We start from the raw sequence: 22,778 nt of genomic DNA, 5'->3' as shown, positions 1-22,778 counted from the left end.
CGGCGGCGACGGCAGCGCGTGAGGGCGCGACGCCGCCGGAGCGCCAGACGCCCGACGCTGCCGCGTCCGTCCCCGTCCCTCCCGAAACTCTCCTATGGCCCCGTCCGGTCGCCGCCGCGTGATCTCGCTGGCCGCCGGTTGTCTCGGCGCGCGCGACTCCCGTCGGCGCTGCTTTTGCGAATGAGTTGCAAGACCGTTGACAGAGCCCGCATGATCGGGAACGATGCAATTGCGGGTCATTCTCAACTACGGGCTTGGCGACCGAGCGGCCGCAGAAGTCCCGTGGAGCAGACGAGATGACCCGAGCCGATCCGTTCCGAAAATTCGCAGCACGGGCCGAGGACATGACCGCCAGAATTCTCACGACGATGCGCGCGGGGCGCATCGGGGTCGCAGCGTTGGCCGGACTCGCGGCCGCAATGGCGCTCACGCTTCCCGTGTCCGCGGCCGAGAAGTTCAAGGCGGTCACCACTTTCACGGTCATCGCCGACATGGCGAGAAACGTGGCCGGCGACGCCGCGGTGGTGGAGTCGATCACGAAGCCGGGCGCGGAGATTCACAATTACGCGCCGACGCCGGGCGACATCCGCCGGGCGCAGGGCGCCAAGCTGATTCTGTGGAACGGGCTGAACCTCGAGCTCTGGTTCGAGAAATTCTTCCAGAACCTCAAGGACGTGCCGCAGGCGGTGGTCTCCACCGGCGTCGAGCCGATCGGCATCGCGGAGGGGCCCTATCGGGGCAAGCCGAACCCGCACGCCTGGATGTCGCCCAGGAGCGCGCTCACCTACGTCGACAACATCCGCGACGCCTTCGTGGCGAACGACCCGGCGAACGCCGAGACCTACAAGGCCAACGCCGAGGCCTACAAGGCGAAGATCCAGGCCGCGGTCGGGCCGATCCAGGAGAAGCTGGCCGAGATCCCGGAAGACAGGCGCTGGCTGGTCTCGAGCGAGGGCGCCTTCTCGTATCTGGCGCGTGATTTCGGGATGAAGGAGCTCTATCTCTGGCCGATCAACGCCGACGAGCAGGGCACGCCGCGGCAGGTCCGCAAGGTCATCGACGTTGTGAAGGCGAACAGGATCCCGGCGGTGTTCAGCGAGAGCACGGTTTCGGACAAGCCGGCCCGGCAGGTCGCCCGCGAGACCGGGGCCGCCTATGGCGGCGTGCTCTATGTCGACTCGCTGAGCGACGCCGGCGGACCGGTGCCGACCTATATCGACCTGCTGCGCGTGACCTCGGAGACCATCCAGAAGGGCCTCGCCAGCGGCCTGACTCAGTGAGCGCGCCTGTGCCCGTCTCGACCCACGACGGTTCGGGCGTCGCGGTCCGCGGCGCGACGGTGACCTACCGCAACGGGCACACAGCGCTGCGCGACGCGAGCTTCGAGATCCCGACCGGAACGATCGCGGCGCTGGTCGGGGTGAACGGTTCGGGCAAGTCGACGCTGTTCAAGGCCGTCATGGGCTTCCTGCGGCTCGCCAAGGGCGAGATCCGCGTGCTCGGCATGTCGGTCCCTGAGGCCCTGCGAAAGAATCTCGTGGCCTATGTCCCCCAGGCCGAGGAGGTGGACTGGAACTTCCCCGTCCTGGTCGAGGACGTGGTCATGATGGGCCGATATGGCGGCATGGGCATGCTCCGCATTCCCCGCGCCGCCGATCGCGAGGCGGTCGCCTCCGCGCTCGACCGCGTCAACATGAGCGACTTCCGCAAGCGCCAGATCGGCGAGCTTTCGGGCGGCCAGAAGAAGCGCGTTTTCCTCGCCCGCGCTCTGGCGCAGGACGCGCGCGTCATCCTGCTCGACGAGCCCTTCACCGGCGTCGACGTCACGACCGAAGACCAGATCATCGCGCTGCTGCGCGAGCTTCGCGACGAGGGCCGGGTGATGCTGGTCTCGACCCACAACCTTGGCTCGGTGCCGGAGTTTTGCGACCGCACCATCCTGATCAAGGGCACGGTGCTGGCCTATGGCCCGACGGAAGAGACCTTCACCCAGGCCAATCTCGAGGCGACGTTCGGGGGCGTTCTGCGGCACTTCGTGCTGAACCAGGCCAAGGGCGGCCAGGCGGCGCCGTTCGGCGTGTTCACCGACGACGAGCGGCCGCTCATCCTCCATGAGGGCCGCGCGACGCTGCGCGCCCCCGACGCCGCCGGGAGCGACCGCGCGTGACCGCCGCGCTGCTCGAACCCTTCGCCTATGGCTACATGGTCAACGCCATGTGGGTGTCGGCGCTGGTCGGCGGCGTCTGCGGCTTCCTCTCCTGCTACCTGATGCTCAAGGGCTGGTCCCTGATCGGCGACGCGCTTTCGCACTCCATCGTGCCCGGCGTCGCCGGCGCCTACCTGCTCGGCCTGCCGTTCTCGATCGGCGCCTTCTTCTCCGGCGGGCTCGCGGCGGCTGCGATGCTGTTCCTGAACCAGCGGACGCGGCTCAAGGAGGACGCCATCATCGGGCTGATCTTCTCGTCCTTCTTCGGCCTCGGCCTGTTCATGGCGTCGCTGTCGCCGATGTCCGTCAACATCCAGACCATCGTGCTCGGCAACATCCTCGCGATCACGCCCGAGGACACGCTGCAGCTCGCCGTCATCGGCTTCGTCTCGCTCGCGATCCTTCTCGCCAAGTGGAAGGATCTGATGGTGGTGTTCTTCGACGAGAGCCACGCGCGCACGATCGGCCTCAACCCGACCTGGCTCAAGGTTCTGTTTTTCACGCTGCTCTCGGCCTCGACGGTCGCGGCGCTGCAGACGGTCGGCGCCTTCCTGGTCATCTGCATGGTGGTGACGCCCGGCGCGACGGCCTACCTGCTGACCGACCGCTTCCCGCGCCTGCTCGTGATCGCCGTCGCGATCGGCGCCGCGACCAGCTTCGTCGGCGCCTATGTGAGCTACTTCCTCGACGGCGCGACCGGCGGCGTCATCGTCACGCTGCAGACGGCGATCTTCCTCGCCGCTTTCCTGTTCGCGCCGAAGCACGGAATGATCGCGGCCCGCCGCCGCGCCGCCCGGACGCCGGAGGCCGCGCGATGAGCCTTCTCGAGACCCTCGCCTCGCCGTTCCAGTTCGACTTCATGGTGACGGCGCTCGTCATCGCGACGCTGATCGCGGTCCCGATGGCGCTCCTGTCCTGCTTCCTCGTCATCAAGGGCTGGTCGCTGATGGGCGACGCGATCAGCCACGCGATCTTCCCCGGCGTCGTCATCGCCTATGCGGTCGGCGCGCCCTACGCGGTGGGCGCCTTCGCGGCCGGCATGCTGTGCGCGGCCGCGACCGGTTTCCTCAAGGACAACAGCCGCATCAAGCAGGACACGGTGATGGGCGTCGTGTTCTCCGGCATGTTCGGCTTCGGCCTCGTGCTCTACGTCAAGATCAGGCCGGACGTGCATCTCGACCACATCCTGTTCGGCGACATGCTCGGCGTCGCCTGGCGCGACGTCGCGGAGGCGGCGGCCGTGGCGGCCGTGACGGTCGCGGTCATCGGCCTGAAGTGGAAGGACTTCCTCCTCCACGCCTTCGACCCGACGCAGGCCAAGGCCGTCGGGCTGCGGGTCGGCCTGCTGCATTACGGGCTGCTCGCGCTGATCTCGCTCACGGTCGTCGGCGCGCTCAAGGCGGTCGGCCTGATCCTCGCGATCGCCATGCTGATCGCGCCGGGCGCGATCGCCTTTCTGTTGACCCGCCGCTTCAGCGCGATGCTCGCAGTGGCCGTTCTGGTCGCCGCCGCCGGCAGCTTCGTCGGCGTCTACGCGTCCTTCTTCATCGACAGCGCGCCCGCCTCGACCATCGTGCTTACGCTGTCGCTGGCCTTCATGGCCGCCTTCCTGCGCGCCAGCTGGAGAGCTCGCGCGGTCGAGACAGCGCACGGCTGAGCGCCCTTCGGGCTTCAGGTTGAGGCCTGCGGGCGCGGGGAGCCGCGGCGTTCGAACGGCCGTCCCGCCTCGCCAGGGTCAGCTTGCGCCGATCTCCTCGAGCCGCCGCGGATCGAGCAGACGCACGCCGTGCGGGACGACGAGCAGGATTTTCTGACGGGCGAGTTTCGACACCACGCGGCAGACCGTCTCGATGGTGAGACCCAGATAGTCCGCGAGGTCCGCCCGGCTCATCGGCAGAGCCAGAGTGACCATGCTCGTGCCGAGGCGGCGCATCCGCTCCCGCAGGGAGAGGAGGAAAGCCGCCACCTTCTCCTCCGCGGACCGGCGCCCGAGCAGCACCATGTGGTCGTGGGCCAGGATCAGCTCCTGGTTCGCCACCTCGTGCAGGCGTCGCAGAAGATGCGGCCGCTTCGACATGAACGACATGTAGAGTCCGCGGTCGATGCGGCATGCGCACACTTCATCCACGGCGTCGGCCGAATAGGAGTAGCGGCCAGCCAGCGCCAGGCCGAGGAAGTCGCCCGCCCCGATGAACCCGACGATCTGCCGGCGGCCATCCGGGAGTATCCGGTAGAGCCGCAACGTGCCCGACTTGATCGTGTAGACAGAGCGAGCGGGCTCGCCGGCGATGAAGACAGTTTCGCCGGCCGGAATGCGGACCGTCTCCGAGAGCTGATGAGTATAGAGCAGGTCTTCGGGCTTGAGAGCGCTGCAAACGCTGAGGTGGCGGGCCGAACAGTTCACGCAATGCGAGGCTGGGTCAGAGCGCGTGCCCGCCAGAAATTCGTCGATTCCGTTGACGGGATACGCCGCGACCCGAACCTGGACCATGGACCCCTCCTCTGCCTAGCCGGAGGATCGACCCTAAAGAGGCTGGGAACGGACGAAATCCAGATGAAGTACCTAGGTAGATACCCTTAACGCGCCCCTATCGGGGTTTCGGCGTCTGCGTCGGGATCTCGGAATTCCGAGCGTTCCGTCTAATGCGCGGTGACTTCTTGACGCCACCTCCCCGGAGATGGAGTCAAGGCTCCTGGGTCGCCGACATCGCAAGGCGGATAAGGGCCGACAGACTCTTCGCGCCCATTTTCGACATGACGTTGGCGCGGTAGATCTCGACGGTGCGCGGACTGATCTCCAGGTCGAAGGCGATCATCTTGTTCGCCTTGCCCGCGAGCAGCCTATCGAGCACCTCCCTCTCCCGTTTGGACAGGCTGGCCAGGCGCTCACGGACGGCCTGAACGCTCGCGTCGGTTTCGACATGCCTGTTCGAGCGCTGCAGGGCGTCCCGGATCGCGCCAAGCAGCGTGGCGAGATCAAATGGCTTCGCGATGAAATCGACGGCCCCTCGCTTCATCGCCTCGACCGCCAGGTCCACGTCGGCATGCCCCGTCATGACGATGACCGGGATCGTGGAGCCGAGCCGGCGCAGGATCGTGATGAGCTCCAGCCCGTTGATCCCGGGCATCAGGACGTCGACCAGAACACACCCGTCCTGGGCGTCGTCGAACTCATTGAGGAAGCTTTCCGCACCCTCGTAGAGCCGCACCGCGAAGCCGTCGGAGGCGACCAGGAAGGCGAGCGAGCGCCGGAGGTCCAGATCATCGTCGACGATATGCACGACAGGGCTCGTCATGGGGTTGCGTCCCTGCCCTCGCGGCCCCTTGGGCCGCGTGGGTCGAGCGGCGCGCGGCTGCGGGCGCTCGGCCCCGCCGCGTCCCCCCGAGGCCGGCGGCTTCTGTGCGCCCCACAGTAAACCCGCCGCAACTCGCGACTGTGACGATCGAGAGAAAGCCGAGGATCAGGCGCGCCGCTCCGTCGCACGAGCTCCCGTCTCCTCGACGATGAGCCCTGGCCGTCGGCCTCGAACGCGGAGACCGCTTTCCGCCGAGGGTCGTTCCGCATGGCTTCGACCACCCCGGACCACATTACCACCTTCTGGATTTGGAACCATGCCCACCACACGTCAATCGTGCAGGTCTGAGGCCCGGCCCAAATTTCCTGGGACGCGTGTCGGCTCGAGACTCGGCGTTCCGTGGAGGGACGCCTGTCATTGGCGTCCGCTGCCACGGTCGATGGAGCTTCCGTCTGCAGCCCTCCGGCCGCGTTTCGCCGCGGGCCGCTGTCGCGACTATCGAAGGCGCCTCATCCGAAGATGAGGATCGCCGAAACGACGACGCAAAGGATGAACACGGCGAGCGCGACCCAGGCCCAGCCGCCGCCGTGCGGCTTGCGGATGGAGATGCTCTCCATCGGCGCGGCCGTGCGGCTCGTGTCGTGGCTGCCGTCATCGGCGCTTCGCAGCGACGGGTTGAGTTGCTGAGTGTCCGAGGGCCGTTGATCGCTCATGAATCACGCCTTCTATAGCGAGGCTGACATGGGTCCGCCCGTTGCGCGCGGGGGCGGCGGCGAGGCGACCGCCATGCTGTCCGGATCGAGAACGACGCCCTCTATGTCCGCTTCCCTCGCCAACTGCAGGACGTAGGCCGCGACGCTCATCATCCAGGCCCGCGCGTCCAGCATCTCGGCGATCTTTCCCGCCGCCATCTCGTAGGGCAGCGTCTTGCCCGGGATGCTTCGGTGGTGCCGCAGGACATGCCAGCCGAAGCGCGACCGCACGGGCGCCCGCGAGGTCGTCTGCTCCGGCAACTGCTCCAGAACGCTCTGGATTTCGGCGACCAGCTCGCCCGGGCGCACCTGGCCGAGCGAGCCGTCCTGCCGGGACGTCGGACAGGCCGAAAAGGCGCGTGCGGCGGCGGCGAAGTCTGCGGCGTCGTCGCCGAGTTCGGCCGCGAGCGCCCGGGCCTCCCGCTCCGCCTTCTCCCAACCGTCCGGATCGCCGGAGCCCGGCTCCAGCAGGATGTGCGACGCCTCGATGAGGCTCGGCATACGGAACCGGTGAGGGTTCGCGTCGTAGTACCGCCGGCACTCCGCGTCGCCGGCCTTCTGCGGTTCGGGAGCGAGATCGAGGATCGCGCGGATCAGCGCCTCCTCCTCCGTTTCGAGGCGTCCGGCGTGATCCTTTTCCGGTCTGGGGTCCAGTCCCGCCGCGCGGGCGGCCTGAAGCATCAGCTCCCGCAGGACGAGCGCCTGAGCGGCTGACCTCCAGGCGGCCGCGCCGTCGCCGGCCGGATGGTTCTGGATCTCGCGGGCGATCGCCTCGGCCTCGATCTCCACGCCGTTGACGGAGACCTTGCCTTCGGGGGGCGGCTGAACGGCCGGCTTAGACGCGGAGGCGCAGCCGCAGCCGCTGCCGCAGCTGCTCGGCATGACCGGCTCGGAACGGCGGTCGATGACCACGGTGGCGCTCATTGTGCGCTCTCCGCCTGAGCCCGACCGATCGAGACGGCGCCGCTGACCGCGCCGCCGAATGGATCCTGGACTGGTTGCGAGGGCCCGCGGCGCGACCGCACCACCTGATAGCCTGGTCGGAACAGGTACCAGATCGGTGCGCTGAAGACGTGCACGAGCCGGGTGAACGGGGTGATCAGGAAGATCGTCAGGCCGATGACGATGTGCAGACGGTAGACGAGCGCGGTCTCCATCAGCAGGTTCGACGCGTCCGGCTTGAAGGTCAGGAGGCCTTGCGCCCACCCCATGAAGCGCACCATCTCGTGCCCGTCGAGCGCCTGGAACGTCCAGTAGAAGCTGCCGATTCCGACGATCAGCTGTACCCAGATCAGGGTGAGCACGAGGATGTCGCCGATCGAGGAGCTGCGCCGGATGCGGGCGTCGAACAGCCGGCGGTGAAGCAGCAGCGAGCAACCGATGAGGGCCGCGATGCCGGCGATTCCGCCCACCGCGATGGCCATCACCTGCTTCGCCGTGTGGCTTATGCCGAACTGCTCGAAGACCGCGATCGGGGTGAGCAGGCCGACGAAGTGTCCGACCAGGATCACCAGGATGCCCAGGTGGAACAGGTTCGATCCGACCAGCATCTGCTTGCGCCGGAGGAACTGCGAGGATTCCGAGCGCCAGGAATACTGCGCCCGATCGAAGCGCAGGATGCTTCCGAACACCAGGACGGTGACGGCCAGATAAGGGTACCAGCCGAAGAGGAGGTAGTTCACTGTCTCCCACATCTCAGCCTCCTTTTGCTTGCACGTTCGCGTCGCGTTGCGCGGCGCGCAGGCGCGTAATCAGCCGGGACGGCTCGGCCGACTCCCCAAGAGGGGCGTTGAAGTTGATGGGAGCATCCTCCCACGCGCGGTCGACTTCCTCGGGCGTCGCCGGGTCCCGATAATCGGGAAGGTCGGGGGCGGCCTCCGGCGCAGGGCGCCGCTCAGCGAGCCGCACAAGGCTGTGCAGCACGCCGGCGTAGTAGCTTTCCCGCTCGGCGAGGCGTTGCTCCAGCGCCGCCAGCACATGGGCCGGCTGGCCGAGCCATTCCTCCGCTTCCTCCTTCGGCAGAACCGAAAGGAACTCCAGGAACATCGGCAGGTAATCGGGAAGCTCCGTCTCCCGCATCATGAAGCCGCGGGCGAGATAGGCCTGCCCGAGATCGATCATGGCCTGGCCGCGCTGGCGGCCGTCGCCGTGGACATGCTCGAAGAGATGGAGAGAGAGCGCGCGCGAACTGTCGAACAGCTCGCAGTAATGGGACTGCAGGTCGAACAGATCGTCTCGCCCGAAGGCGTCGAAGACCGGCTCGAGGCGCGCCAGCGCCTCGGGGGAAAGCTCCGCCTCCTGATGCAAGGCGGCGCGGACGCCGCCGATATGCGTTTGAAGCTCCTCGCTCGGATAGGCGATCAGAGCCGAAAGGCCGCGCAGCGTGTACTTCATAGCGGCACGTCCATGTAGGGCTTGCGCGGCGTGCGCTTGGCGCCGCCGAACAGGTTCGTCTTGGTCGCCCCGTTGGTCGGCTCGTCGAAGGCGAAGCCGCCCGAGCCGCGCAGGTGGTAGGCGTTTTCGTCCACCTCGCGATGGCTGGTCGGGATGACGTAGCGATCCTCATAGGCCGCGAGCGCCATGTAGCGGTACATCTCCTCGACCTGGAGGGCGGTGAGCCCGACCTCCTGCGCGATGCCCTCGTCGAGGCGGCCGTCGACCGTCTTGGCCCGCATGAAGGCGCGCATCGCCAGCATCCGCTTGAGCGCGGAGATGATCGGCGCCTCCTCGCCCGCGGTGAGCATGTTCGCGAGATAGCGCATCGGGATGCGCAGGCTCTCGATGTCCGGCATGCCGTTCTTGGCCGAGATCTTTCCGGCCTCGGCCGCGGACTGGATCGGCGAAAGCGGCGGCACGTACCAGACCATCGGCAGGGTGCGGAATTCGGGATGGAGCGGGAAGGCGACCTTCCACTCCATCGCCATCTTGTAGACGGGCGAGAGGATGGCGGCGTCGAGCCATTCTTCCGGCACCCCGTCGGCCAGCGCCTGCTTGCGGACCTCGGGATCTCGGGGATTGAGGAAGATCGAGAGCTGCGACTCATAGAGCGACTGCGGGTTCTCGACCGACGCCGCCTCCTCGATCCGATCCGCGTCGTAGAGCATGACGCCGAGATAGCGGATGCGTCCGACGCAGGTTTCCGAGCACACGGTCGGCTGGCCGGCCTCGATGCGCGGGAAGCAGAAGATGCACTTCTCGGATTTTCCCGAGGACCAGTTGTAGTAGATCTTCTTGTAGGGGCAGCCCGAGACGCACATGCGCCAGCCTCGGCACTTCTCCTGGTCGATCAGGACGATGCCATCCTCTTCGCGCTTGTAGATGGCTCCGGACGGGCAGGACGCGACGCAGGACGGATTGAGGCAATGCTCGCAAAGCCTCGGCAGATACATCAGGAACGTCTTCTCGAACTGCCCGTAGATTTCCTTCTCGATGCCCTCGAAATTATGATCCTGCGAGCGCCGCTCGAACTCTCCTCCGAGATCGTCCTCCCAGTTGCCCGACCATTCGATCTTGTTCATCACCTCGCCGGTGATGAGCGAGCGCGGCTTGGCGGACGGCTGCGCCTGAAGCTCGGGCGCCTTCTGCAGCCAGGCGTATTCGAAAGTGTAGGGCTCGTAGAAGTCGTCGATCTCGGGCAGATCCGGATTGGCGAAAATCTTGGCCAAAACCCGCCACTTGGCGCCGATCTTAGGCTCGATGCGGCCGTTCGCCTTGCGGACCCAACCGCCCTTCCACCGGCTCTGGTTCTCCCAATCCTTCGGATAGCCGATTCCGGGCTTCGACTCGACATTGTTGAACCAGGCGTATTCGACGCCTTCGCGGTTGGTCCAGACGTTCTTGCAAGTTATCGAGCAGGTATGGCACCCGATGCATTTGTCGAGATTCAGCACCATCCCGATCTGCGCGCGGACTCTCATGTCACTTTTTCCTTTGACGCGGCGCTGTGTCCGCCCCAATCGGCGGTGGCGTCCAGGTTGAACGCGTCGTCTACGGCCTTATCGAACCAGTTTACGTTGTTCATCTTGCGAACGATGACGAACTCATCGCGGTTCGCTCCGACCGTCCCGTAATAGTTGAAGCCGTAGGCGAACTGGACGTACCCGCCGATCATGTGAGTGGGCTTCATGTTGATGCGGGTGATCGAGTTGTGCACGCCGCCGCGCTGGCTGGTAATCTCGGACCCGACAGTATTCACGAGCTTTTCCTGCGCGTGATACATGATCGCCGTGCCTTCCATCACGCGCTGCGAAACGATCGCCCGCGCCGTCACCGCCCCGTTCACGTTGAACGCCTCGATCCAGTCGTTGTCCTCTATTCCGGCTTTCCGGGCGTCCACTTCGCTGATCCAGATCGCGGGCCCGCCGCGATTGAGGCTGAGAAGCAGAAGGCTCTCGGAATAGGTCGAGTGGATGCCCCATTTCTGGTGCGGCGTGAGGATGTTGAGCTGGATCTCGGGATTGCCGTTCGGCAGTTTCCCGACGACCTGCGCGACCGTCCTGGTGTCGATCGGAGGCCGCCAGGTCACGAAGCCCTCGCCGAACGCCAGGATCCACTCATGGTCGAGGAAGAGCTGCTGCCGGCCGGTCAGCGTGCGCCAGGGGATGAGTTCATGGACGTTGGTGTAGCCGGCGTTGTAGCAAACCTTCTCGCTCTCGAGGCCGGACCAGATCGGAGAGGAGATGATCTTGCGGGGTTGGGCCACGACGTCCCGGAACCTGATCTTCTCCTCCTCCTTGCCGGCCGCAAGATGCGTGTGATCGCGCCCGGTCGCCTTCCCGAGAGCTTCCCACGCCTTGATCGCGACCTGACCGTTGGTTTCCGGCGCCAGCATCAGGATCGTCTCGCAGGCGTCGATGTCGGTGAGGACGTTCGGCCTCCCGGCGGTCGGCCCCGTCTCGACGCGGCCGTTCAGCGCGCCGACCGCCGCCACTTCCTCCTTGGTCGGCCAGTTCAGGCCCTTGCCGCCGTTCCCCAGCGCCTCGAGCTTCGGGCCCAGCGACGTGAAGCGCGCATAGGTGGCGGGATAGTCACGCTCGACGATGGAGACGGTGGCCATGGTCCGCCCCGGCTCCGGATCGATGTCGTCGCGGCCCCAGTCGAGCGGGGCATAGGGCTGGGCGAGCTCGTCCGGGCTGTCGTGCTGGATCGGGGTCAGGACGATGTCCTTCTCGACCCCGAGTTGCCCCTCGGCCAGCCGCGAGAAGGTCTGCGCGATGGTTCGGAAGATGTCCCAGTCCGTCCGCGACTCCCACACCGGATCGATCGCCGCCGACAGCGGGTGGATGAAGGGATGCATGTCTGAAGTATTGAGGTCGTGCTTCTCGTACCAGGTCGCGGTCGGAAGAACGATGTCGGAGTAGATGCTGGTCGTCGACATGCGAAAGTCGATGGTGACCATCAGGTCGAGCTTGCCCTTCGGAGCCTCCTCGCGCCAGACGACCTCATCGGGCCGCCCCCCCTCCTCTCTGCCGACGACGCCGTGGAGGGAGCCGATCAGATGCTTCAGGAAGTATTCGTGACCCTTGCCGCTGGCTCCGAGCACGTTGGAGCGCCAGAAGAACATGTTCCGCGGCCAGTTCTGGGGCGCGTCCGGGTCGGCCATGGCGAAGGCGACTTCGCCGGACTTCAGCATGCCGGGCAGGGCCTTGGCGGGATCCTGGCCGCGCGCCTCCAGATCACGCGCCAGCGCAAGAGGATTGGTGTTGAGCTGCGGCGAGGAGGGCAGCCAACCCATGCGCACCGCGCGGAGGTTGTAGTCGAGCATGGAGCCAGACCAGTCCCCGGCCGGAGCCGTCGGGGAAAGGATGTCCGAGACCTTGAGCGTCTCGTAGCGCCACTGGTCCGTGTGCGTGTAGAAGAACGACGTGCCGTTCACCTGTCTTGGCGGGCGCGTCCAGTCGAGCGCGAACGCGAGAGGCAGCCAGCCTGTCACCGGGCGCAGCTTCTCCTGGCCGACATAATGCGCCCAGCCGCCGCCGGACTGGCCCACGCAGCCGCACATGACGAGCAACGCGATGATGCCGCGATAGCTCATGTCCATGTGGTACCAGTGGTTGATCCCCGCGCCGACGATCGCCATCGCGCGCCCGTTGGTCTTCTCCGCGGTCTCGGCGAATTCGCGCGCCGTCTGGAGGATCGCCTGCCGCGGCACGCCGCAGATGCGCTCGGCCCAGGCCGGGCTGAACGGCACGTCATCATCGTAGGTCGGGGCGACGTCGCCCCCGCCGAAGCCGCGGTCCACGCCGTAATTCGCGCAGAGCAGGTCGAACACGGTGGCGACGAGCGCCTCGCCGTCCTTGAGCTCGAGGAGGCGCACCGGCGTGACGCGGTTCAGCACCTCCGAATGACCGGTCGAAACGAAGGCGCCCGGCGCGTTGCCGCCGAAATAGGGGAAGCTCACGGGGGCGAGCTCGTCGTCGACGCCGACCATCGAGAGCCGCAAGGACGCCGGCGCGCCGGCGCCGTCCTTCTCCTCGAGGTTCCATTTGCCCGGATCGCCCCAGCGGAACCCGGCCGACCCGCGCGGACAGACGATGCGCCCGTCCTCGTCCATGGCGACGGTCTTCCAGTCGGGGTTCGCCTCCTCCCCGAGCGCGTCGGGGAAGTCGGCGGCGCGGAGGAAGCGTTCCGGGACCAGCTGGCCGGCGCGTTCGACCAGCTTCACCAGGAAGGGCATGTCGCTGTAGCGGCGCGCATAGTCCTGGAAGTACGGGACCTGCCGGTCGATGTAGAATTCCTTGAGCACGATATGGCCGAGGGCGAGCGCCAGCGCGGCGTCCGTGCCCTGCTTGGGGTGCAGCCACATATCGGCGAACTTGCAGGCCTCGCTGTAATCCGGCGAGATGACGACGCTCTTGGCGCCCTTGTAGCGGGCCTCCGTGTAGAAGTGCGCGTCCGGCGACCGGGTCTGCGGGATATTCGAGCCCCAGACGAGCAGGAAGCCCGCATTGTACCAGTCGGCGCTCTCCGGAACGTCCGTCTGTTCGCCCCAGGTCTGCGGGGAGGCCGGCGGCAGGTCGCAATACCAGTCGTAGAAGCTGAGACAACTGCCGCCGATTAGGGACAGGTAGCGCGTGCCCGCCGCATAGGAGACCATCGACATGGCCGGAATGGGCGAGAAGCCGGTGATCCGGTCCGGACCGTATTCCTTGATCGTGTAGATGTTCGCCGCGGCGATGATCTCGGAGACCTCGTCCCAGCTTGCGCGCACGAAGCCGCCACGGCCGCGGCGCGTCACCCAGTCCGCGCGCGTGTCCGCGTCCGTGACGATCTCGCGCCACGCCTCGACCGGAGCGAGGGTCGCGCGCGCCCGGCGCCATGCCCTCAGCATCCGCGCGCGCACGAGCGGATATTTGATGCGCGTTCCCGAATAGAGGTACCAGCTGTAGCTCGCGCCGCGGGGGCAGCCGCGCGGCTCGTGATTGGGCAGATCAGGGCGCGTGCGGGGGTAGTCGGTCTGCTGGGTCTCCCAGGTGACGATGCCGCCCTTGACGTAGATCTTCCACGAGCAGGAGCCGGTGCAGTTCACGCCGTGGGTGGAGCGGACGATCTTGTCCGACGCCCAGCGCTTCCGGTAGGCGTTCTCCCAGGCGCGCGGCTCGTCCGTCGCGACGCCCCACCCGTCCGAGAAGGTCTCGCGGTGCTGCCGGAAGAAGGTCAGCCGATCAAGAAAGTGACTCATGCGCGTGGCTCCGTCGTCCTGAACAGCCCGCGCGGTCCGGTGTAGAAGAACCAGGTCGCCAGGGCGCAGGTGATGAAGAAGACGGCGAAACCGTAGAGCGCCGCGTCGGCGTTCCCGGAGACGGCGATCGAGGTCCCAAGAGCTTTGGGAATGTAGAAGCCGCCATAGGCCGCGATGGCGGAGATGAAGCCGGTGATCGCCGCGCTCTCGAACTCCGCCCTGTGACGGCGCTCCTCGGCGGTCGCGTGCGGCGCCTGGGTTTCGACGACCCGCGCCATGATCCCGGGCACCATCTGGAAGGTCGAGGCGTTGCCGACGCCGCTCGCGAAGAAGAGCAGCAGGGTCATGGAGAAGAAGATCGTGAAGCTCTCGATCTTGAGGCCCCAGATGAGCAGGAACGTGAAGACGATCATCGAAACGAAGACCCAGAACGACACGCGCTCGCCGCCGAGCCGGTCGGACAGGCCTCCCGAAAAGGCGCGCGAGAGGGCGCCCACCAAAGGTCCGACGAAGGCGTAATTCAGCGCGTCGACCTGCGGAAAGACGAGCCGTGTCAGCAGCGGGAAGCCCGCGGACATTCCGATGAAGGTCCCGAACGTCCCCGTGTAGAGCCAGCACATCACCCAGGTGTGCAGGTGTCGGAAGATGACCATCTGCTCGGTGAACGAGGCCTTGGCGGAGGCGATGTCGTCCATGCCGAACCAGGCCGCGAGGACGCCGACCACGATCAGCGGCACCCAGAAGAAGCCGGCGTTCTGCAGCCAGACCGTCGCGCCGTCGGGCGTCGTCTGCGGCGATCCGGAGAGATAGCCGAAGATGCCCATCGAGATGACGATGGGCACGACCATCTGCATGACGCTGACGCCCAGATTGCCGATCCCGGAATTGATCGCGAGGGCGCGGCCCTTCTCCTTCCTGGGGAAGAAGAAGGAGATGTTCGAGACGGACGAGGCGAAGTTGCCGCCGCCGAAGCCGCAGAGGAGCGCGAGCGCGAGGAAGATCAGATAGGGCGTCTCGGGGTTCTGGATGGCATAGCCGAGGCCGAAGGCGGGAATGAGAAGCAGCCCGGTCGAGAGAGCCGTCCACAACCGCCCGCCGAACACGGGCACCAGGAAGGAGTAGAAGATGCGCAGCGTGGCGCCCGAGATTCCAGGCGCCGCGGCGAGCCAGAAGAGCTGGTTCGAGGTGAACTGGAAGCCTGCCGCCGGCAACCACGCCACGACGATGCTCCAGATCTGCCAGACGGCGAACGCCAGCGCGAGACAATAGGTCGAGATCCAGAGATTGCGCCGGGCGATGGCTCGACCGGTGCTCTCCCAGAATTGTGGGTCCTCCGGGCGCCAGTCGGTCAGCAGGTGCGGATCGCGCGCCTCCTGCGCCTTCTGCGCCGCCTGCTCGGGCGCGCGCCGTTCGTCCGTCGCCGCTCCCGGCTCACCGAGCGGGAGCGCTGGCTCAGCGAGCGGGAGCGCCGGCGCGCTCGCCGGCGCTGCAGGCTGAGCCTTCTCGCGGTTCAGGCTCAGGACCGACACATGCATCCAGATCAGCGACGCGATCGCGATCAGGAACAGCAGCGCGAAGCAGGCTGTCCGGACGCCCGTCAGGTCCTCCAGCACGCCGAAGGCGACCGGCAGGAGGAAGCCGCCGAGCCCGCCGATCATCCCGACCAGTCCGCCGACGGCGCCGACCTCGTGCGGGTAGTAGACCGGCACGTGCTTGTACACGGCGGCCTTGCCGAGGCTCATGAAGAAGCCAAGGACGAACATGATGATCAGGAACGGGGCGAGCCCCATGCTCGTAGAGAAGCGGATCGGCTCCCTGATCCCCTCGATGATGTAGGTCGTCGGCGGATAGGACAGCATGAAGGTCGACACGACGCCGACCGCGAAGGTCCAGTACAGCACCGCGCGGGCGCCGTATCGGTCGGACAGCACGCCGCCATAGACGCGGAACAGGCTGGCCGGCACCGAGTAGAAGGCGGCCAGCATGCCGGCGGAGGACAGCGACAGGCCGTAGGTCGAGACCAGGTAGTGCGGCAGCCACAGGGCCAGCGCGACGAACCCGCCGAACACGAAGAAGTAGTAGAGCGAGAAACGCCAGACCTGCGCGTGGACGAGCACCTTGAACTGGTCGAGGAACGCCTCGGGCGCCCGGGCCGTGTCGGCCGGCTCGTCCTTGGTGACGAGCAGGAAGACGACCGCGGTAAGCGCGAGGCCAACCGCCCAGACCTCCGCGACGCCGCGCCAGCCCATCGCGACCATCACGAACGGGGCGAGGAACTTGGTGACCGCCGCTCCGACGTTGCCGGCTCCGAAGATGCCAAGCGCGGTGCCCTGTTTTTCAGGGGAGAAGAACCGCGAAACGTAGGGAATGCCGACCGAGAAGGTGCCGCCGGCGAGCCCCACGACGAGGCCCGCGAGCAGCATCTTGGGGTAGTTGTCCGCCCAGATCAGGGCGAAGGTCGCGGCCGCGGAGATGAACATCAGCGCGGCGAAGATCTTGCGGCCGCCGTAGCGGTCCGACCACATGCCCAGGAAGAGCCGCGAAAGCGATCCGGAGAGGATCGGCGTTCCCACCAGGAGGCCGAACTGCGTCTCCGAGAGGTCAAGCTCGTCCCGGATCCCGATGCCGATGATGGCGAAGATCGTCCAGACGGCGAAGCTCGCCGTGAATGCGATCGTGCTCGCCCAGAGGGCGCGATTGGCGGCTTCCGCCGACCCGTTTGGTGAGGAGTCCAACACCGCCACGACGATTTCTCCGCTCTCACAGCGCACGAGCGACCTCGCGCGCTGAAGCGCATGATCACCCCTCAGAAAAACTCGTCAGATCCAGCAAAGCACTTATACAATCTCCGCCCTGAAAGCAGAGAGTAGATATACATAACCTAGCGCCCGGCGCGAAAACTACATAACCCGGAGAACTAACGTAGTCATAAAGAAAAATGTAGCGACATCTTCCGGCCACGTACAGGCCTTTGATAATCAGTTATTGGACAGGAAATCCTGATTTCTTCCTATAGCCGTGGATTATACGACGAAGGACGGGCAGACTCCGGCCGCCTGCTCCTGCATGGAGGCGAGGGGCGCCGGCGAAGCGCAGTCCTGGCGTCCGAGGCGACGGTCTCTCCCTGAAGCTGCTCATGATGCGGCTCCGGAGGCTGCGGCCTCCGGACGGCTCGCAGGCGCCTCCTGCGCCGGCAGCTCCGAGACGTTCACGATCTGGAACTTGCACACGTCATCATGCCGGTCGTGCAACGACAGATATCCGCCCGGCATGAATTTCCGGATGTCGAGGCGGTACCCGAACTGGTCGTCGTCTTTCGAGTTCGGGTCGAAGTCCAGGAACCAGCCTTCTTCCTCGAGCGCTGCAGGCCGGTATCTGAGCATGCCCGCCATAGAGGGAGAATCTCCCCAGAAGCGGATGACCCGGCAGTACGCCCAATGCGACCGCCAGAGATCGGTGTTCAACCGGCCGTCCTCGTCGAGCGGCGCCACGATGTCGTAGCCATGTCGCCTGCTCGGGTGAAGCTGGCCCCCGCCATGGACGAGGTGAAGCAGCACGCGTTTCAACCGGCAGCTCAGAGGGCGGCGAGGTCGCTCAGATTGGCTGGTCCGGACGCGCATGGTGCGTATCGGCTGTCGCTCAATGAGCGCGAGGGCGCTCGGTGCGTTTATGGTAGGGTGACGCTACTCGCCCCTTTGACGGACGGCTTTGATCTGCCTCAATTGGCCAGCGCGCGCAGCTGGATAGCGTCCGGGAAGGTTCTGGAACCGAGCGTTCGCGCTTAATACAATGGTGGCGGAATGGACGATTTCGGCCCAAGCGCCTCTACCCCTCTGGGTGACGAGGAGCTCCATCTGATCGACGCCTACTGGCGGGCGGCGAACTATCTGTCCGTCGGACAGATCTATCTTCTCGACAATCCATTGCTGCGCGAACCCTTGAGACCGGAGCACATCAAGCCGCGCCTGCTCGGCCATTGGGGCACCACGCCCGGCCTGAACTTCATCTACGCCCACCTGAACAGGATCATCCGGGCCCGCGACCAGGGAGTCCTCTACGTCTGCGGGCCTGGGCACGGCGGTCCGGGACTCGTGGCGAACACCTACCTGGAAGGCTCCTACAGCGAGGTCTATCCGGCCATCGGCCAGGACATCGACGGCCTGCGGAAGCTGTGCCGCCAGTTCTCCTTCCCCGGCGGGATCCCGAGCCACGTCGCGCCCGAGACGCCAGGGTCCATCCACGAAGGCGGAGAGCTTGGCTACGCGCTGACGCATGCCTTCGGCGCGGCTTTCGACAATCCTGACCTGGTTGTGGCCTGCGTCGTCGGGGACGGCGAGGCCGAGACCGGGCCGCTCGCGGCCTCATGGCATTCGTCAAAATTCCTCAACCCGGCGAATGACGGCGCCGTCCTGCCGATCCTGCACCTCAACGGCTACAAGATCGCCAACCCGACCGTGCTCGGCCGGATGACCGATGACGAGCTCCAGAGCCTGTTCGTCGGCTACGGCTACGACCCCGTCTTCGTCGAAGGCTCGGCGCCGGAGGCGATGCACCTGCTGATGGCGGACGCGCTGGACCGGGTGTTCGACCGCATCCGCGCGATCCAGTCGGCGTGGCGAGAAGGAAACGAAAGCGGATGGCCGCGCTGGCCGATGATCGTGCTGCGCAGCCCGAAGGGCTGGACCGGGCCGAAGGAGGTCGACGGCCATCAGGTCGAGGGCTCGTGGCGCTCGCATCAGGTGCCGGTCGCGAACGCCCGCAACGACCCGGCTCACATGGAGGTGCTCGAGACCTGGATGCGGAGCTACCGTCCGGAGACGCTGTTCGACGAAGGAGGCCGGCTCCGGCCGGAGCTGCAGGCGCTGGCCCCCAGTGGCGATCGCCGCATGGGCTCGAACCCGCATGCGAATGGCGGCGTCCTGCGGCGGGAGCTGAAGATGCCCGACTTCCGGGCCCACGCGGTCGACGTGCCGCAACCCGGCGGCGTCTCGGCCGAGGCCACCCGGGCGATGGGCAGGCTTCTGAGAGAGGTGATCAGCCTCAACGCCGAGGCCCGGAACTTCCGTCTGATGGGACCGGACGAGACCACGTCGAACCGGCTCGACGCCGTCTTCGACGTCACGGACCGCGTCTGGATGGAGCCGATCGAGCCCCCCGATCTTCACCTCGCCAAAGAGGGGCGCGTGATGGAGATCCTGAGCGAGCACCTCTGCCAGGGCTGGCTCGAAGGCTATCTGCTGACCGGCCGCCACGGCCTGTTCTCATGCTACGAGGCCTTCATCCACATCGTGGATTCGATGGTCAACCAGCACGCCAAGTGGCTGAAGGTGACGCGCGAGATTCCCTGGCGCCGCCCGATCTCCTCGTTGAACTACCTGCTGACCTCGCATGTCTGGCAGCAGGACCATAACGGCTTCAGCCACCAGGACCCGGGCTTCGTGGACCTCGTCGCCAACAAGAAGGCGGACATCGCGCGGATCTACTTCCCCCCCGACGCCAATTGCCTGCTCTGGGTGACCGATCACTGCCTGCGGACATACGACCGGATCAACGTCATCGTCGCCGGCAAGGCGCCGGCGCCCCAGTGGCTCGACATCGAGCAGGCGGCGCTGCATTGCGCCAGGGGCGCCGGAGTGTGGGACTGGGCCGGGACGGAGGTCGCGGGTCTGGAGCCGGACGTCGTGATGGCCTGCGCCGGCGACGTGCCCACCGTGGAGACGCTCGCGGCGGTGGACATCCTGCGCAAGGCGCTTCCGGCGCTGAGGATCCGCGTCGTCAATGTCGTCGACCTCATGGCCCTGCAGACCAAGCGGCAGCACCCCCACGGGCTGGAGGACCGCGAGTTCGAGGCCCTGTTCACCCGCGACAAACCGGTGATCTTCGCCTTCCACGGCTACCCGTATCTCATCCACCGCCTGACCTATGACCGGCCCAACCACGCGCGGATGCATGTGCGCGGGTACCAGGAGGAAGGCACCACCACCACCCCGTTCGACATGGCGGTGCTGAACGAGCTCGACAGGTTCCATCTGGCGATGGAGGCGATGGCCCGCGTGCCGGGTCTGGCGGACTCCGCCGCTCACGTGATCCGCCACCTTCAGGAGAAGCTGACGGAGCACGCGCTCTATGTGCGGGAGAACGGCCAGGACATGCCGGAGGTCCGCAACTGGCGCTGGGCGCCCGCGCCGGCTGCGGAGTGACGCCGAAGGCCGGCCCGTCGATCAGACGCGGCCGGCCGCCTGTGCGACGGGGACGTCCTTCGCGCCGAGCGCCGAGGCCGCCTCGTCGGCGATCACCTGCTCTTCGTCGGTGGGGATGACGAAAGCCGCCACCCGGCTCTCCGCCGCGCTGATCAGGCCGGCGTTCGCGGCGTTGGCGGCTTCGTCGAGCGTAAGGCCGAGCCACGCCAGACGCCCGGCAACGAGGGATCGGATCTCGGGCTGGTGCTCGCCGATGCCGGCCGTGAACACCAACGCGTCGAAGCCGCCGAGCGTCGACGCGATCCGGGCCGTCTCCCCGGCGATGCGGAACGCGAACAGTTCGATCGCCTCCCGGGCCTCCGGCTGGTCGCTTGCGATGAGCTCCCGGCTGTCCGCGCTGACGCCCGAGACCCCCAGCAGCCCCGACCAGTGGTAGAGCATGTCCTCGACATCCTTTAGGCTGCGATTTTGCTGACCCAGAAGGTGGAGCAGCACGCCCGGATCGAGCGCGCCGCATCGCGTCGCCATCGGGATGCCGTCGAGGGTCGAGAACCCCATGCTGGTGTCGCGGCCGACGCCGTTCTCGAGCCCGCACAGGCTTGCGCCTGAGCCGAGATGGGCCACGACGATCTTGCCCCCGGCGGCCTCCGGATGCCGCCGCCCCAGCTCGCCCGCGATGTGCTTGTAGGAGAGGCCGTGAAAGCCGTAGCGCTTCACGCCCTCGTCGTGCAGCGCCCGCGGCAGCGCGAAGCGCTGCGTCAGTTCGGCGTTGGTGCGATGGAAGGCCGTGTCGAAGGAGGCGGTCTGCGGGAGCTCTGGACGCAGCCGCGCGATCGCATGGATCAGCCGAAGCGCCTGAGGCTGGTGCAAGGGGGCGAGCGCGGTGAGGCCCTCCAGCTGGGCGAGAACGGCCTCGTCGATCCTGACGGGCCCGGAGAACGCGTCCCCGCCATGGACGACGCGGTGGCCGACCGCCTCGACGAGCCCGAGGTCGAAGTGCCAGGACAGGCGGTCGAAAGCTTCCTCCAGCACCTCGTGCATCTCGCTGCCGGGCGGGGCCTCGAGCGTCACGTCGAACCGGTCCGGCCCCTCCGTCAGCTCGAAGCGCAGCGGCGCGCGCCGGAAGTCGATCATGCCCTTGCCCACCCGGCGCGGCCCGCCCTCGAGCTCGAACAGGCCGATCTTCACGGTGGAGGAGCCGGCGTTGAAGGTGATCAGCAGCCGTTCGCTCATCGGGGCATCTTTCCGGCGAGGGTCTGGCGGGAGGCCATGAGCTTGGCTAGCGCCGCGGATGCGATGCGCGTCCTGAGGGAGTCGGACCGGCTGGTGACCACGACCGGGACCCGGGCGCCGAGCACGAGCCCGGCGGCGTCCGCGCCCGCGAAATAGATCAGCTGCTTCGCCAGCATGTTGCCGGCTTCGAGATCGGGCACGAGCAGCACGTCCGCCTGGCCGGCGACCTGCGAGACGATGCCCTTGGTCCTTGCTGCGTCCGGGCTGACGGCGTTGTCGAAGGCGAGCGGCCCGTCCACCAGCGCGCCCGTGATCTGGCCGCGCGCGGCCATGACGGTCAGCGCCGCCGCGTCGAGCGTCGACGGCATCTTGGCGCTGACGGTCTCGACGGCGGCCAGCACGGCGACGCGCGGTTGCTCGACGCCGAGCAGCCGCAGCATGTCTACGGCGTTCTGGCAGATGTCGCGCTTCTGCTGGAGGCTGGGCTGGATGTTGATGGCCGCGTCGGTCACCACCAGCGGCTTGGCGTAGGCCGGAACGTCCATGGCGTAGACGTGGCTGATCCGGCGCTCGGTGCGCAGCCCGGAGCCGGAGGCCACCACGGCGCCGAGCAGCTCATCTGTATGGAGGCTTCCCTTCACGAGGGCGCCGACCGCGCCCGAGACCGCGAGCTCCACCGCGCGCGCCGCGGCGGCGTGGCTGTGCGCCACGGGTTCGATCGGGATCCCGGCGAGAGAAACCCCGGCGGCTTCGGCGGCCGCCCGGATCTTGCCCTCAGGACCGATCAGCAGCGGATCGAGCAGGCCCTGGTCGCGCGCCTCGATCATGCCGAGGATCGCCTCGCGCGAGCAGGGATGCACGATCGCCGCTCCGATCGGCGGCAGGCCGCGAGCTTCCGCGACGAATTCCTCATACCGGTCGTGCCGCCGGAGCCTGACCTCGGGCAGCTCGGCGCGCGGCCATTCGATGCTCTTCTCGGGCGCGATCACGGTCGCGACGCCGGTGAGAACCTCCTCGCCGCGCTGGTTCGTCGCGACCGTGTCGAGCAGCACGATCCGCCGGGCCGGCCGCTTCTCCTTGACGGTGACCGTCACCGTGATGGTGTCTCCGGGGAAGACCGGACGGCGGAAGCGGATATGCTGCTCGAGGTAAATCGTGCCGGGACCCGGCAGCTTGGCGCCCAGCACCGCCGAGACCAGAGCTCCGGTCCACATGCCGTGCGCGACCACATGGCCGAACATGTCCGTGGACGCGAAGGCGGCGTCGAGATGCGCCGGATTGACGTCGCCGGACACCGCCGCGAACAGATCGATGTCGTCGCGCCCCACGACGCGCATCAGCGAGGCCGTGTCGCCGATCGCGAGCTCGTCAAAGGTGCGGTTTCTCAGAACGGTCTCGGTCATCCCAGGC

17 protein-coding genes are annotated in these 22,778 nt (G+C 67.0%); 5 read left to right on the top strand and 12 right to left on the bottom strand.

Features of this window, described 5'->3' with window-relative positions:
• Positions 1-344 precede the first annotated feature (344 nt).
• From GGR24_RS00125 to GGR24_RS00110, 4 genes are read left to right on the top strand one after another with little or no spacing between them, the layout of a single operon-like run.
• Positions 345-1,280, top strand: a complete 936-nt coding sequence (locus GGR24_RS00125; RefSeq protein ID WP_428978215.1) for a metal ABC transporter substrate-binding protein — start codon at positions 345-347, stop codon at positions 1,278-1,280.
• The gene (locus GGR24_RS00120) at positions 1,277-2,167 is read left to right on the top strand and encodes a manganese/iron ABC transporter ATP-binding protein (RefSeq protein WP_343066153.1); all 891 of its coding nucleotides are present in this window, start codon (positions 1,277-1,279) and stop codon (positions 2,165-2,167) included. Before GGR24_RS00125 ends, GGR24_RS00120 begins: the two co-directional genes overlap by 4 nt.
• Complete coding sequence (locus GGR24_RS00115) at positions 2,164-3,024, top strand: metal ABC transporter permease (protein ID WP_343066152.1); 861 nt, start codon at positions 2,164-2,166, stop codon at positions 3,022-3,024. Before GGR24_RS00120 ends, GGR24_RS00115 begins: the two co-directional genes overlap by 4 nt.
• On the top strand, positions 3,021-3,863 hold the full coding sequence (locus GGR24_RS00110) for a metal ABC transporter permease (RefSeq protein ID WP_183393277.1): 843 nt from the start codon (positions 3,021-3,023) through the stop codon (positions 3,861-3,863). Before GGR24_RS00115 ends, GGR24_RS00110 begins: the two co-directional genes overlap by 4 nt.
• Before the next feature lie 78 nt (positions 3,864-3,941).
• Here the strand turns inward: GGR24_RS00110 and GGR24_RS00105 are convergent, their stop codons facing one another.
• From GGR24_RS00105 to GGR24_RS00060, 10 genes are all read right to left on the bottom strand, one after another.
• On the bottom strand, positions 3,942-4,697 hold the full coding sequence (locus tag GGR24_RS00105; RefSeq protein WP_183393276.1) for a Crp/Fnr family transcriptional regulator: 756 nt from the start codon (positions 4,695-4,697) through the stop codon (positions 3,942-3,944).
• A gap of 193 nt (positions 4,698-4,890) precedes the next feature.
• Positions 4,891-5,502 (bottom strand): response regulator FixJ, encoded by a 612-nt coding sequence (fixJ, locus tag GGR24_RS00100; RefSeq protein WP_183393275.1) that lies wholly within the window; start codon positions 5,500-5,502, stop codon positions 4,891-4,893.
• A gap of 509 nt (positions 5,503-6,011) precedes the next feature.
• On the bottom strand, positions 6,012-6,215 hold the full coding sequence (locus GGR24_RS00095) for a hypothetical protein (RefSeq protein WP_183393274.1): 204 nt from the start codon (positions 6,213-6,215) through the stop codon (positions 6,012-6,014).
• Between the two features lie 12 nt (positions 6,216-6,227).
• Positions 6,228-7,178 carry a peptidylprolyl isomerase gene (locus GGR24_RS00090; protein ID WP_183393273.1) on the bottom strand — a complete coding sequence of 317 codons (951 nt, stop codon included), beginning with the start codon at positions 7,176-7,178 and terminating at the stop codon, positions 6,228-6,230.
• Entirely contained in the window at positions 7,175-7,948 is a 774-nt protein-coding gene (gene narI / locus GGR24_RS00085; RefSeq protein ID WP_183393272.1) for a respiratory nitrate reductase subunit gamma, read from the bottom strand. Before narI ends, GGR24_RS00090 begins: the two co-directional genes overlap by 4 nt.
• 1 nt (position 7,949) lies before the next feature.
• Positions 7,950-8,648, bottom strand: coding sequence for a nitrate reductase molybdenum cofactor assembly chaperone (gene narJ / locus GGR24_RS00080; protein ID WP_183393271.1), 699 nt, complete (start codon positions 8,646-8,648; stop codon positions 7,950-7,952).
• Positions 8,645-10,171 (bottom strand): nitrate reductase subunit beta, encoded by a 1,527-nt coding sequence (gene narH, locus GGR24_RS00075; RefSeq protein ID WP_183393270.1) that lies wholly within the window; start codon positions 10,169-10,171, stop codon positions 8,645-8,647. Before narH ends, narJ begins: the two co-directional genes overlap by 4 nt.
• The gene (locus tag GGR24_RS00070) at positions 10,168-13,935 is read right to left on the bottom strand and encodes a nitrate reductase subunit alpha (protein WP_183393269.1); all 3,768 of its coding nucleotides are present in this window, start codon (positions 13,933-13,935) and stop codon (positions 10,168-10,170) included. Before GGR24_RS00070 ends, narH begins: the two co-directional genes overlap by 4 nt.
• The gene (locus GGR24_RS00065; RefSeq protein ID WP_183394404.1) at positions 13,932-16,670 is read right to left on the bottom strand and encodes a nitrate/nitrite transporter; all 2,739 of its coding nucleotides are present in this window, start codon (positions 16,668-16,670) and stop codon (positions 13,932-13,934) included. The genes GGR24_RS00070 and GGR24_RS00065 overlap by 4 nt, the downstream gene beginning before the upstream one ends.
• 399 nt (positions 16,671-17,069) lie before the next feature.
• Positions 17,070-17,501 carry a hypothetical protein gene (locus GGR24_RS00060; protein WP_183393268.1) on the bottom strand — a complete coding sequence of 144 codons (432 nt, stop codon included), beginning with the start codon at positions 17,499-17,501 and terminating at the stop codon, positions 17,070-17,072.
• Between the two features lie 234 nt (positions 17,502-17,735).
• Here GGR24_RS00060 and GGR24_RS00055 point away from each other — a divergent pair, with 234 nt between their 5' ends.
• Positions 17,736-20,135: a phosphoketolase family protein gene (locus tag GGR24_RS00055; RefSeq protein ID WP_183393267.1), complete on the top strand. Its 2,400-nt coding sequence runs from the start codon at positions 17,736-17,738 to the stop codon at positions 20,133-20,135.
• 21 nt (positions 20,136-20,156) lie between these two features.
• On the opposite strand, the gene GGR24_RS00050 is transcribed toward GGR24_RS00055, so the two are convergent.
• Both GGR24_RS00050 and GGR24_RS00045 read right to left on the bottom strand, forming a co-directional pair.
• Entirely contained in the window at positions 20,157-21,368 is a 1,212-nt protein-coding gene (locus GGR24_RS00050; RefSeq protein WP_183393266.1) for an acetate/propionate family kinase, read from the bottom strand.
• Positions 21,365-22,771, bottom strand: coding sequence for a bifunctional enoyl-CoA hydratase/phosphate acetyltransferase (locus tag GGR24_RS00045; RefSeq protein ID WP_183393265.1), 1,407 nt, complete (start codon positions 22,769-22,771; stop codon positions 21,365-21,367). The genes GGR24_RS00050 and GGR24_RS00045 overlap by 4 nt, the downstream gene beginning before the upstream one ends.
• Between the last annotated feature and the right edge of the window lie 7 nt (positions 22,772-22,778).

It is taken from the genome of Hansschlegelia beijingensis (assembly GCF_014196425.1).
In the GTDB taxonomy this organism is placed as follows: domain Bacteria; phylum Pseudomonadota; class Alphaproteobacteria; order Rhizobiales; family Methylopilaceae; genus Methylopila; species Methylopila beijingensis.
This window is presented reverse-complemented; position numbering and strand designations above follow the sequence as displayed.

What these genes read in the sequence shown, in the direction of transcription:
- GGR24_RS00095 (WP_183393274.1), bottom strand. Translation starts at nt 6,215, where the DNA reads ATGAGCGATCAACGGCCCTCGGACACTCAGCAACTCAACCCGTCGCTG.
- GGR24_RS00110 (WP_183393277.1), top strand. Translation starts at nt 3,021, where the DNA reads ATGAGCCTTCTCGAGACCCTCGCCTCGCCGTTCCAGTTCGACTTCATG.
- GGR24_RS00050 (WP_183393266.1), bottom strand. Translation starts at nt 21,368, where the DNA reads ATGAGCGAACGGCTGCTGATCACCTTCAACGCCGGCTCCTCCACCGTG.
- GGR24_RS00045 (WP_183393265.1), bottom strand. Translation starts at nt 22,771, where the DNA reads ATGACCGAGACCGTTCTGAGAAACCGCACCTTTGACGAGCTCGCGATC.
- GGR24_RS00105 (WP_183393276.1), bottom strand. Translation starts at nt 4,697, where the DNA reads ATGGTCCAGGTTCGGGTCGCGGCGTATCCCGTCAACGGAATCGACGAA.
- GGR24_RS00055 (WP_183393267.1), top strand. Translation starts at nt 17,736, where the DNA reads ATGGACGATTTCGGCCCAAGCGCCTCTACCCCTCTGGGTGACGAGGAG.
- GGR24_RS00090 (WP_183393273.1), bottom strand. Translation starts at nt 7,178, where the DNA reads ATGAGCGCCACCGTGGTCATCGACCGCCGTTCCGAGCCGGTCATGCCG.
- GGR24_RS00125 (WP_428978215.1), top strand. Translation starts at nt 345, where the DNA reads ATGACCGCCAGAATTCTCACGACGATGCGCGCGGGGCGCATCGGGGTC.
- GGR24_RS00070 (WP_183393269.1), bottom strand. Translation starts at nt 13,935, where the DNA reads ATGAGTCACTTTCTTGATCGGCTGACCTTCTTCCGGCAGCACCGCGAG.
- narI (WP_183393272.1), bottom strand. Translation starts at nt 7,948, where the DNA reads ATGTGGGAGACAGTGAACTACCTCCTCTTCGGCTGGTACCCTTATCTG.
- narH (WP_183393270.1), bottom strand. Translation starts at nt 10,171, where the DNA reads ATGAGAGTCCGCGCGCAGATCGGGATGGTGCTGAATCTCGACAAATGC.
- narJ (WP_183393271.1), bottom strand. Translation starts at nt 8,648, where the DNA reads ATGAAGTACACGCTGCGCGGCCTTTCGGCTCTGATCGCCTATCCGAGC.
- fixJ (WP_183393275.1), bottom strand. Translation starts at nt 5,502, where the DNA reads ATGACGAGCCCTGTCGTGCATATCGTCGACGATGATCTGGACCTCCGG.